The sequence below is a fragment of the Halomonas sp. 707D4 genome, from assembly GCF_024158685.1.
Lineage (GTDB): Bacteria > Pseudomonadota > Gammaproteobacteria > Pseudomonadales > Halomonadaceae > Vreelandella.
Map to the genome: position 1 here is coordinate 1 of NZ_JAMZBD010000055.1, position 10,811 is coordinate 10,811.

Here is a 10,811-nt window from a genome sequence, read left to right on the forward strand (position 1 = left end):
AACGACACCGCGAGCTGCTGGGTACGCGTCTCCCAGGGCTGGGCCGGCGGCGGCTACGGCAGCATCGCCATTCCGCGCATCGGCCACGAAGTCATCGTCTCGTTCCTGGAAGGCGACCCGGACCAGCCGCTGGTCACCGGGCGAACGTACCATGCGGTAAACACGCCGCCCTACGCACTGCCGGAGCACAAGACGCGCACCGCCATCCGCACCCAGAGTCACAAGGCGGACGGCTTCAACGAACTGCGCTTCGAGGACGAAGCCGGCGAAGAGCAGATCTGGCTTCACGCCCAGAAGGACCTGGAACTGCTGACGCTCAACGATCGCACCGAGGAGATCCGCAACGACAGCTTCCTCAAGGTGCACCACGACCGGCTCAGCGAGATCGATAACGATGATCATCACACGGTGCACGGCAATCGCTTCGAGCGCACCGAGGGCGATCAGCACCTTCAGGTCGACGGCACCCTGCACGTCAAGACCGGCCAGGCCTGGCTGACCGAAAGCGGCCGGGAGCTGCACGTGAAGGCGGGTCACAAGGTGGTACTGGAAGCCGGCAGCGAAATCACCCTGAACGCGGGCGGCAGCTTCCTCAAGCTCGACCCCAGCGGCGTCACCATCGTCGGCCCGCAGGTGAAGATCAACTCGGGTGGCAGCCCGGGTAATGGGAGCGGGCAGGCGGTACAAGGGCCGTTGCTACCGGGGCGGGCCATGGCGGAAGTGCATGAGCGAGTCGATCAGCTCTTGCAAGAGGCATTACTCGAGACCACTTTCAAACTCCCCGAGGTATGCGAAGAGTGCTGGAAAAAAGCGTTGGCGGAAGGGCAGAGTGCCATACCCGGAGAGCAAGCATGAGTACCGGAAGCCTTCCTTCTTGGGAGCCCCTTTCACCATCACAAGTACCGGCCATCAAGCGCTATGCATTGATAGAAATGGCGCTGCTATCGGGAACGACTCGCACGACCCTGTTCAACGAGATAGCTGACAAGGACCATTACTGGTCGCTCATTAAGGATGAAAACCAGCCCCATCTACAGCGCGAAGGCCCCTGGTTGTTGAGCATCCCTTGTGATCAGCAAGATAAATTGAATCAGCTTGAGGGCATGGCATGCGCTTTGCTCAGTTGGATAGAGACTCCACTGGCAGGGGCCGAGCTGGCTAGCCATCTAGCCCCGGCCATGGTAGTTGAAAACCCACAAAAACAGCGCTCGCTTCTTCGTTTCTATCTTCCTGATGTCATTACTCAGTTGCATGAAGATGCGCTCGAGAATTCAGCAAACGCACTGTTTTCGAGGATCAGCCGCTGGTGGTATCGAGATACAGCAATGGGGTGGGTAGCCCTTGAAGGGCAAGCGCCAACAAAGTGCGTCACTCAATGGCAGCTGGTCGTCGATGAGGCTCGTTGGCAAGCCCTGCACGGTGAGCCGGAAGTCATGCAATTAACGGCAGAACTGGTCGATTTTGCACCGGCGTTATTTGAAGGAATATGCCATTGTGAGCGTCCCCGTCATGTAGCAAAAGCGCTTATGCAAGCCAACCACTATGGTTTGACCGCTATTGCCGACAAGCGAACCTTTGTCTATGTGCAATTAAGCCAAGGGAGTGACGCTTGGGCACCAGAGGAAATGCAGCGCCTCTTGCAGCGCGCGACAGGTGGTGAAGCCAAGCTAGCGGAGGTACTAGTAACTACCTATCAGCAGGACGAGCCATGATAGCTCGCTGGGCAATAAGTCGTTATATGCGTTTGATACCTGTCTGGCTTCAGATGTTGTTGACTGCCTTGGTAGTTTTGTGGCTGGCTTGGGTCATTTTTTTTAATACGTCAAAGAATGGAAGCTTAGTGGGTCACAATCATACTGATCGACCTCTAGGTAGGTACTTTGTAGGTGGTAATTATGGGGGGAATGGCGGGACTACTTGCTGTTGGTCCTTTAAAGGAAAATCTATCGAAGTAGTTTGGATTCTCAGTGTGACAGAAGAGCAGTCACGCGAAGGGATCAAGGAGGAAAGGCATAGTGTAGAAGTTCTCATGCCAGAATATAGGCGAGAAGACCAGTACCTGCACGTACATTTTCTTCCAGATAATCAAATTGAACTCGCTTGGAGTCCAGGTATGCAATCTCCACTCTCTGAACAGTTAATATAAGAAGATTGAATATGCTTGATCATAATTTTTGCACGGGATTGTTTGTGAAAAAAGGGAGCTTGTTATCATGTTAGTTCGCTGGTCAATAAGCCGTTATATGCGACTTCTACCTTCTTGGCTTAAGTTTTTATTGGCTGGTTTGGTGGTGATGTGGTTAGCTTGGAGCATGTTTTTTAGCCCATCAAAGAGAGGTTCTTTGATGGGTCACAATCTTACTGAGAGGCCTATTGGTAGTTTTTGGGTTGATGGTAATTGGGGGGGGAATCTATCCGCCTATTCTGGAGGTTTATATACAGGAGGTGGAACTACTTGCTGTTGGTCCTTTAAAGGAGATTCTGTTGAGGTAGTTTGGATTCTAAGCATGACGGGAGAACAGTCACGCCAAGGGATCAAGGAGGAAAGGCATAGCGTAGAACTTCCCATGCCAGAACATAAGCGAGAGGACCAGTATCTGCACGTACATTTTCTCCCAGATAACCAAGTCGAGTTTGCTTGGAGCCCTGACCTCCAATCTCCTCTGTCTGAGAAGCTTCGAGAAGAGGTTCAAAATGATTGACCAGAGTACTCTAGAGTGCGTCCAAGCATTGAGCGTGAATAACGGTATTACTTCAAATGAGTATTTAGGAGCTGACTGCAACCAGATACTTGATATTGGTTTCTTTTTTGAAGGCATTAGCAGAAATCTTGAGCAAGATATACAAAGCGGAAAAGTAAGTAATATCGGTCGTTTATATAGCGCTTATCCAGAAAGAGCCCACAGTACCATTGCTCATAAATTTAATAGGCATTACTACTCCGGTCTTGGAACCTCCTTTGATTCTAGTCTCTCTGACGATGTGGTGGGTGCTGCAAACCGCGTTCCTAGTGAAGCAGTCGGTACGGGTGAAGGACAGCTGCGTTCCAGTGCCACGGATGCCGCAAAAGAAGTGCTCTCTGGGGGTGGTTCGGGGCGGTGGTACGAGGTTTTTACGCGCTCGTTCAAGGTGTCAATCACTCAACCGTTGAATTGGGTCAAGGCGGCCCGAGATGGTGTTGTACGCACAGGTATTGAGGCCTATGCGCCTATCCGTGACACTCCCGTTGCCGCGGATCTGTTGATGAGCGGAAGTCACACCCGTCTCTCCTCCGCTGTCCGCGATTTCCAAAGCAGCGTGGCTGACGTCAAGCAAAACAGTGAGCTACCGCTGGACCGTATACGTGTCTCTGTCTTTGGCTTCGATTTTGGGGCCGCCATGGCAAAAGCCTTTGTACGACGGCTACTGGATGAAGTGTGCGATCAGAGTGGCGAACGTTTTGTTTATCAGGACAGTGATGTGGAGGTGGTTTTTGTAGGCTTGCTGGACTGTGTGGACCGTACCCACGCCGAAATGGGTCTGCTGGATTGGTTTCACCCGTTAAGCCCGGTGCTCGATGATGGCGGAGAGCTACATCCAGGTTGCCAACGAGTATTGCATCTAATTGCTGCCCATGAGCGGCGCTTTTATCGCCGTTGCCGTCCGCTAGGAGGGGAAAATCCGCAGTGGCATGAAGAGCTGTGCCCAGGTATTAGCGAAGATATTGGCGGTGGCCTGGCCGCCGACGAACAGAAAGCCAGCGTAGAACTTTCGCGTGCGGCCCTGCACCGTATGTACCGTCGTGCCACTATCGCTGGTGTCCCTTTTCCGCCGTTGGATACGTTGAAAGAACAGAACGAGTTTACTGCTCAAATGTTCGAGCTGAACGATGAAATCGAAGGGTATTCGTTACCCGCCTTGGCACGCCACTACCAGCGGCTGACTACTTCTCGGCATAATCCTACGGATGAGAACTTCCGCTCTCATACCCTGGTTTATCTGGCCTGGTTAGCACAACGTTACCGCGACTATCAGGATACCCTTGCCGCGCTGGAAGCGCGCGAGGATGTCTTGCCTAACCGTTATTACCATCGCACCATTGGTTCGCTCGTAGCCTCTGTGTCAGGATCCCAAGAAGAGTGGTCGATTCAAACGGCAGAGCGCGCTGAAGTGGACGCAGCATTATCTACATTAAAGCAAGCCTGGGGCTGGCTCGAAGATGTGGATGATGAGGCCGCAGATATACGCCGCCGCGAACGCTCATCCGACAGAAATACCTATTTACATGCGCGTGCAACGCTTCGCTATCACTCGCAATTAGCCAATAGCTGGTACCAGTGGACGAGAGAAGAGTCGCCCCCCGAGCTACCTGAGCCCGTAGGGCTTTTGTTTGCCTACGGTTTGCATGACAAGCAGCCCGAAGAAATGGCTTATCGAAACCGGCAGCCCTCACAGCTCGTTGGTGGGTATCGGTTTATGACGTGGCGGGGTATTGATAAGCCTGATGGCTAATCTAACACCAATGTAAGCTTCACCGCTGAAATAAAATAATGCGACTAAATTTGCTAACAACCCTAATAAAGCAGCTTCCTAAATGTAGGCGGATTTATCGTCATGGGCATCGAGACACGCTGCGCCTTGCATTGGGAATCACCGGAAAATTTACAGCGTCTGCTGCCGACACGCGCCTCGTTATCAGACCTTGCCATTCAGGGGACGAGCCGATCACTCACGGGGTGGCGCAGCTTCGGTAATGCCAAATTGGGGGTAGAGGCCTCCATCGGTATAGGGGCGAAGGCCGGTTTTCTTTTACGCATGCAGGGCGGTAAATTCACGCTCGTCATGAGTGCTCGCCTGGTCGTTGGCAAAGGCGTTGGCGGGTCGCTGGCCATTGATCTGGATGTGGATAGCCTCGATTTATGGCTCACCATGCTTCACCGCGCCATGGTAGGCAACAACTACGTTCAGCCCGAGTGGATCGACGAAGAAGCTTACGAAACCCTCGGCTTTCTCGGCTATCTCGCCGCTACGACGTTGCTGAACGTAGGGCTTCTCGCCGCACGCGGCAAGGCCGGCATCGAGCAGATCTACCGTGCCATGACGGGCGGGCAGAATGCGGGGCCGATTGCTTATGTTATTACCAACGATCCACGGCAGGATCAAATGCGTGGCTGGGTTCAGCAACTAACGCCCGAGGCGCTGGGGGCTTTGCTACATCTGCTAATCAGCGAACCTCGAGCGTTCGAAATTGAAACCCCAGGCATAGGTAGAAGCCGCGGCAGTGTAGAGTCATTCAATTCCGAAGAGGCATTAGACTTCCAGCAAATCGCCATTGCCAACTGTTTGGGATGGATCGTGGAGGGCGTAACAACGGGCGTTTACGGCACGCTATGTCGTTTTAGTCAGGAAGATCCCACTCCCTCGCAGTACCTGTTCGCCAAGGCACTTATACGAATGAACGAGAACGGCCAGCAATGGCATGATGACCCTTGGTATGCGTACTGGCGTCGTAAACGTGACCTGGACTTTTTCATGGCGCGGTCTTCAGGCACGGATAATACGGATGTGCCGATTGCAAAACGGAACTATCGCCGTTATTTAGCAGGTTTAGCCACCCAAGTGTGTGCAACTGAGTAAGTAATCGATCAAGGATAATCTCATGCGAATAACCCTTTTAACTGCACTGACCAGCTTGCTTTTAGTACCGCTAATTTTGCCGTCTGCTTGGGCCTTGGATGACGAAGCGCAAGGCGCCAAAGAGGAAGGAATGCGGTTATGGGGTATTCACCAGTGGGAAAGGATGCAGCCGCCACTTGAAATTGCCGCCGAAAGTGGCGATGCGGAAGCGATGTATTATTTGGGCGAAGCGAATCGATTGCTTAGCCGAGGTCTTTCACAGGCCGCACTGGACTGGTATTACCAGGCCGCCCAACACGGCGAGCCCTACGCCATGCTACGCCTGTTCGATGGCGGCGCCTGCGAGCTGGGTCATGTCTGTCCGGAAAACGGCGATGACTGGCCGCAGGCAGCACTCGAACTCACGCTGCCTCAGGCAGAAGCCGGCGATTCGGAGGCCATGGCGGCGTTGTATTACATCTATTACTACGTGGAAGACCCTGACGAAGAAGAAGCGCTGACGTGGTTGAATCGTGCCGCCGAGGCGGGCAACGCCTGGGCCATGAACATGCTGGGCAAACGCGCACGCGATGATGAGGATGCTTACAGTAGCGATACAGAGCGTCTGGAGGCGGCGGAGGTGTGGTTTCGCCGGGCGGCTGAAGCGGGGTATGCGCCGGGCATGAATAACCTCGCTTCTGTATTGAATCATCTGGATCACCCTGAGAAAGCATGGCAGTGGATGACCAAGGCTTCCGAGGCAGGCCATATGAACGGACGTGGCTGGCTGGCTGCTTGTAATATCGCACCCAACGAAGGCGGTCGTGAACTCTGCCGTGGAGCGCCCGAGCCAGATCCTGCTGAAGGATGGGCCATCTTTCTAGCTATTCACGAAGAAGTGCCTGGCACGTCGTCCGAAAACGCATTGCGTGCGTATCACGATAGCCTAACCCCCGAACAACGCGCTGAAGGCGAGCGCATGAAAGACGATTGGCTGGGCCTGGAACCGCCACTTTCCTACTTCCCCGAGAAGTTTGGCCCCTGATGGTGTTATTCCTCCGCACCGGCCTTCTGGCAACACTAGCTAGCTTGCTCTTGATGCCGTTAACGCTATCACCAGCCTGGGCATTGGACGAAAAGGCTCAGGCCGCCAAAGAAGAAGGAATGCGGCTTTATGGCATTAGAAAAGTAGATTCAGCTATTCCATTTCTTGAGCAAGCTGCTGGAGAAGGCGATGCGGAGACAATGTACTACTTGGGTGAAGCCAACCGCCGATTGGTAATGGGCAATATGAACCAGGCCGCGCTGGACTGGTATTACCAGGCTGCCCAACACGGCGACCCCTACGCCATGCTGCGCCTGTTCGATGGCGGGGCCTGCGAGCTGGGCGACGTTTGCCCAGAAAACGGCGATGACTGGCCGCAGGCGGCGCTTGAGCTTACGCTTCCTAGAGCAGAAAATGGGGACCCAGAGGCCATGGCGGCGCTCTATTACATCTATTACTACGTGAAAGAGCCTGATGAAGAAGAAGTGCTCAATTGGCTGCATCGCGCAGCTGAGGCAGGTAATGCTTGGGCCATGAATTTACTGGGTGAGAGGGCGCGTGATGAAGGTAATTCTTTCGAACTTAATACAGAGCAATTAGAAGTAGCAGAAGAATGGTTTCGCCAGGCAGCCGAGGCAGGGTATGCGCCAGGTATGAACAATTTGGCTGTTGTCTTGAGTCATTTAGAACGTTACCAAGAATCTAGAGAGTGGCGAGAAGCCTCCTCCGAAGCAGGCCATATCAATGGGCGTCGATGGATAGCCGCCTGCAATATAGTGCCCATGCTCAAAGATTTCGAAGCCTTGTGTCGAGCGGCATTAGAACCAGATCCTGCAAAAGGGTGGGCAATATTGTTGGCCATTCAGGAAGAGATACCTGGAAGCTATTCAGATCAAGACCTCGATATCTATAGAGAGCACGTTACCCCCGAGCAACGTGCCGAAGGCGAGCGTTTGAAAGAAGAATGGCTGGGCCTGGTACCGCCACTTTCCTACTTCCCCGAGAAGTTTGGCCCCTGATGATATTACTCCCTCGCACCGGTCTTCTGGCGACACTGGCCGGGTTGCTTTTGATGCCGTTAACGCTAGTGTCTGCCTGGACATTGAACGCCGAAGCGCAAGCCGTCAAAGAAGAGGGCACGAGGCTTTACACTGCACACCAAGGTTATGTTCATAATTCTGTGTCATGTCTTTAGTCTGAATCGAAAAGAAATGACTCATGAAAAAGCCTGCACTCGACTGGAATGCGGCCCTTCGAACCCTGCGTGAGGATGGCTCAAATCACTGCGCCAACCGACGCTTTCTAAAACGAATCAGGATCAGCCCGATCCCGGCGACTACCAGCCCGCCCCCGGCCAGCTTGTGCACGCCCAGGCTGTCGCCCATCAGAAGCGCTCCCAACCCTACCGCCAGTACCGGCACCAACAGCGTCATCGGTACGACCTTGTTGACCGGGTGGCGGCGCAGTAGCGCGTACCAGATGCCGTAGGCAACGATCGACGACATCACCGCGGTGTAGAACACGGCTCCCCAGCCGGCGAGCCCCGCCGTGCGAATCGCCTGCCACTGGCCGCTCTCGAACAGCCAGGAGCCGAGCGCGACCTGGGGAAGGGCGAGAAGCGCGATCCAGCCTGCCAGCGCCAGCGGGGGGATGTGAGGGCCGCGCTTGATCAGAAGCTGCGACACCGCCCAGCCCAGCGCGCTCAACAGCAGGATGCCAAGCGGCAGCGGCGCGGGCAGCGTGGGGCCTCCGGCCAGCACCACCACGCCCGCGAACGACAGCAGAAGGCCCACCAGGCGCTTGGGCCCGAGTTTTTCATTGAGAAAGATCACCGCCAGGATCGTGGCGAAAGGCGTGCCCATCTGCACCAGAAGCGCCCCGGTGCCCGCCTCGGACTGGCCAAGGCCAATGAACAGCAGGGCGAAGTGCAGCGTGCCGAAGGTGAAGGAGAGCAGCAGCAGAAACGGCCATTGGGCACGAGGCACCGGATGGAAGGGCACCAGCAGCAGGGCCACCAGGGCAAAGCGCAAGGTGGTCATCAAAAGCGGTGGAAGCTCGACGACGCCTACCTTGATGACGACGATGTTGAGCGCCCAGATGGCGATGACCAGAAGGCCCAGAAGCAGATCGCGTAGCGGCACGGCAAGATCCCTTGGTGAGTAGAAGGTGACAAAGTGATTCGCCCATCATATCAGCCGGGCTCTCTTCCTTTCGCCCGGCAAGTGCCTACAATGGGCAAAGCGCGGCGCTGCCCATGGCGGTGCCGGCCACTATAAAAATCAGATAAAAAAGACACGCATAAAAGGACGCACCATGACGCTGACACGCCACCTTTCCCACGCCGCCCTGGGCCTTGCGGGCGCCGCCCTCTTGACGCTTACGGCCTCCGCCCAGGCGCGCGAACTGTCCGTTTCCACCGTGCTGTCGGACGCCTTCCCCTGGGGGCAGGCCGCCGAGAAGTGGGCGGAGCTTCTGGAGGAGCGCAGCGGCGGCGAGCTGACCCTGCGAGTCTACCCCAACGCCCAGCTCGTCTCCGGCGACCAGACCCGGGAGTTCTCCGCCATGCGCTCCGGGCTGATCGATGCCGCCGTGGGCTCGACCATCAACTGGTCGCCCCAGGTGCCGGAACTCAATCTATTTTCGCTGCCGTTCTTCATCCCGGATACCGCCGCGGTAGACGCGATCACTCAGGGCGAGGCCGGCGAGCTGGTGTTCGAGGCGATCGCCCGGCGTGGCATCATGCCGCTTGCCTGGGGCGAGAACGGCTTTCGCCAGATTTCGAACTCCAACGGGCCGATCAGCGCGCCGGAGGATCTCGAGGGGCTCAAGATCCGCGTGGTCGGCTCGCCGCTGTTTCAAGACACCTTTGCGGCCCTCGGCGCCGACCCCACCCAGATGAGCTGGACCGACGCCCAGCCCGCGCTCACCACCGGCGCCGTGGATGGCCAGGAGAACCCGCTGTCGGTGTTCGACGTGGCGCGGATCGACCAGGTGGGCCAGGAGTACCTGACCCGCTGGAACTACATGAACGACCCCCTGGTGTTCGCGGTGAGCCAGCAGGTCTGGGGGTCGCTGAGCCCCGAAGAGCAGACCATGCTGCGTGAGACTGCGCGAGAGGCCGGCGCCTGGGAAATCGCGATGACCCGCGAGCAGGAGAGCGAGCGCCTGGCCGCCATCGAGGAGCGTGGCGTCACCGTCACCGAGCTCGATGAGGCCGAGTACCAGGCCTTCGTCGAGGCGACCATGAGCGTTCACGAGAAGTGGGCCTCGCGCATCGGTGAAGATCTCATTGAAGCCGCCCAGTCGGCCATCGACGCGCGCTAGGCGCGGTGTCCCATCGGCGGCCGGCCCGTGCCGGCCGCCTTGTCGATTGAGGCCAACATGCAAGAGTATTCCGATGCGCGCCTCGAGCGCTGGCTGGGGGCGGCGTCGCTGATCGTCATCTCGCTCATCAGCCTGGGCAACGTGGTGACCCGCTATCTCACCGGCGGCTCGTTTTCGTTCACCGAGGAGTTCTCGGTGTTTCTTCTGGTGGTGTTGACCTTCGCCGGGGCGAGCGTGGCGCTCAGGCGCAACCGCCACATTCGCATCAGCTTTCTGGAGCGCAGGCTGCCCGCTCGCTTGCGCGGCGCACTGATCCTGTTCCAGGGGCTTTGCGGGCTGGTCGTGCTGGGCCTGATCACCTGGTACGGCGGCAAGCTCGCCTTTGAGGAGTACCAGTGGGAGTCGCTCTCGCCCGGGCTCGGCCTGCCCCAGTGGTGGTACCTGGTGTGGCTGCCGGTGCTCTCGGCGCTGATGGTCTGGCGCCTCGTCCAGCAGACCCGCGAACGGCTGAACGGGAGACTGCGTGATGACCCCTGATTTGTGGATGATCCTCGCCTTCGCGGGGCTTCTGATCGCCGGCGTCCCGGTGGCGTTCTCGCTGGCGCTGGCGGGCTCGATCGGTATCGTGTCGGGGCTTTCGCCTGAGATGCTCGCTACCTTCGGCACCAACACCTACAACAGCATCGCCAAGTACCCCTTGATCGCGATTCCGCTGTTCATCCTGACCGGGCTGATCTTCGAGCGCTCCGGCGTGGCGCTGCGCCTGGTGCGCTTCGCCCAGGCGCTGATCGGCCCGCGCCACGGCGGGCTCGCCCTGGTGGCGGTGCTGGTGTGCATGATCATGGGC

Annotated in this window: 12 protein-coding genes; 11 read left to right on the top strand and 1 reads right to left on the bottom strand. The window is 56.9% G+C overall.

The annotated features are described in order from the left end of the window. From BIS11_RS04020 to BIS11_RS04050, 8 genes are all read left to right on the top strand, one after another. The coding region (locus BIS11_RS04020; RefSeq protein WP_253585755.1) for a type VI secretion system Vgr family protein at positions 1-855 on the top strand (855 nt) is incomplete at its 5' end. After that, complete coding sequence (locus tag BIS11_RS04025) at positions 852-1,712, top strand: DUF4123 domain-containing protein (protein ID WP_253419576.1); 861 nt, start codon at positions 852-854, stop codon at positions 1,710-1,712. The genes BIS11_RS04020 and BIS11_RS04025, both read left to right, overlap by 4 nt. 53 nt (positions 1,713-1,765) lie before the next feature. Then, positions 1,766-2,146: a DUF3304 domain-containing protein gene (locus BIS11_RS18610; protein WP_367399053.1), complete on the top strand. Its 381-nt coding sequence runs from the start codon at positions 1,766-1,768 to the stop codon at positions 2,144-2,146. 67 nt (positions 2,147-2,213) lie between these two features. Further along, positions 2,214-2,702, top strand: coding sequence for a DUF3304 domain-containing protein (locus BIS11_RS04030; protein WP_253419578.1), 489 nt, complete (start codon positions 2,214-2,216; stop codon positions 2,700-2,702). 34 nt (positions 2,703-2,736) lie between these two features. Next, entirely contained in the window at positions 2,737-4,491 is a 1,755-nt protein-coding gene (locus BIS11_RS04035) for a DUF2235 domain-containing protein (RefSeq protein WP_253585756.1), read from the top strand. A gap of 102 nt (positions 4,492-4,593) precedes the next feature. After that, on the top strand, positions 4,594-5,616 hold the full coding sequence (locus tag BIS11_RS04040) for a hypothetical protein (RefSeq protein WP_253419583.1): 1,023 nt from the start codon (positions 4,594-4,596) through the stop codon (positions 5,614-5,616). 22 nt (positions 5,617-5,638) lie between these two features. Continuing rightward, complete coding sequence (locus BIS11_RS04045; protein ID WP_253419586.1) at positions 5,639-6,640, top strand: tetratricopeptide repeat protein; 1,002 nt, start codon at positions 5,639-5,641, stop codon at positions 6,638-6,640. Then, complete coding sequence (locus tag BIS11_RS04050; RefSeq protein WP_253419589.1) at positions 6,640-7,659, top strand: tetratricopeptide repeat protein; 1,020 nt, start codon at positions 6,640-6,642, stop codon at positions 7,657-7,659. The genes BIS11_RS04045 and BIS11_RS04050 overlap by 1 nt, the downstream gene beginning before the upstream one ends. Positions 7,660-7,920: 261 nt before the next feature. On the opposite strand, the gene BIS11_RS04055 is transcribed toward BIS11_RS04050, so the two are convergent. Beyond that, the gene (locus BIS11_RS04055; RefSeq protein ID WP_253419592.1) at positions 7,921-8,781 is read right to left on the bottom strand and encodes an EamA family transporter; all 861 of its coding nucleotides are present in this window, start codon (positions 8,779-8,781) and stop codon (positions 7,921-7,923) included. A 172-nt stretch (positions 8,782-8,953) separates the two neighbouring features. Here BIS11_RS04055 and BIS11_RS04060 point away from each other — a divergent pair, with 172 nt between their 5' ends. The 3 genes from BIS11_RS04060 to BIS11_RS04070 form a co-directional block, all read left to right on the top strand. After that, positions 8,954-9,964 (top strand): DctP family TRAP transporter solute-binding subunit, encoded by a 1,011-nt coding sequence (locus BIS11_RS04060; protein WP_253419595.1) that lies wholly within the window; start codon positions 8,954-8,956, stop codon positions 9,962-9,964. A 57-nt stretch (positions 9,965-10,021) separates the two neighbouring features. After that, on the top strand, positions 10,022-10,501 hold the full coding sequence (locus tag BIS11_RS04065; RefSeq protein ID WP_253419598.1) for a TRAP transporter small permease: 480 nt from the start codon (positions 10,022-10,024) through the stop codon (positions 10,499-10,501). Continuing rightward, the coding region (locus tag BIS11_RS04070) for a TRAP transporter large permease subunit (protein ID WP_253585757.1) at positions 10,491-10,811 on the top strand (321 nt) is incomplete at its 3' end. The genes BIS11_RS04065 and BIS11_RS04070, both read left to right, overlap by 11 nt.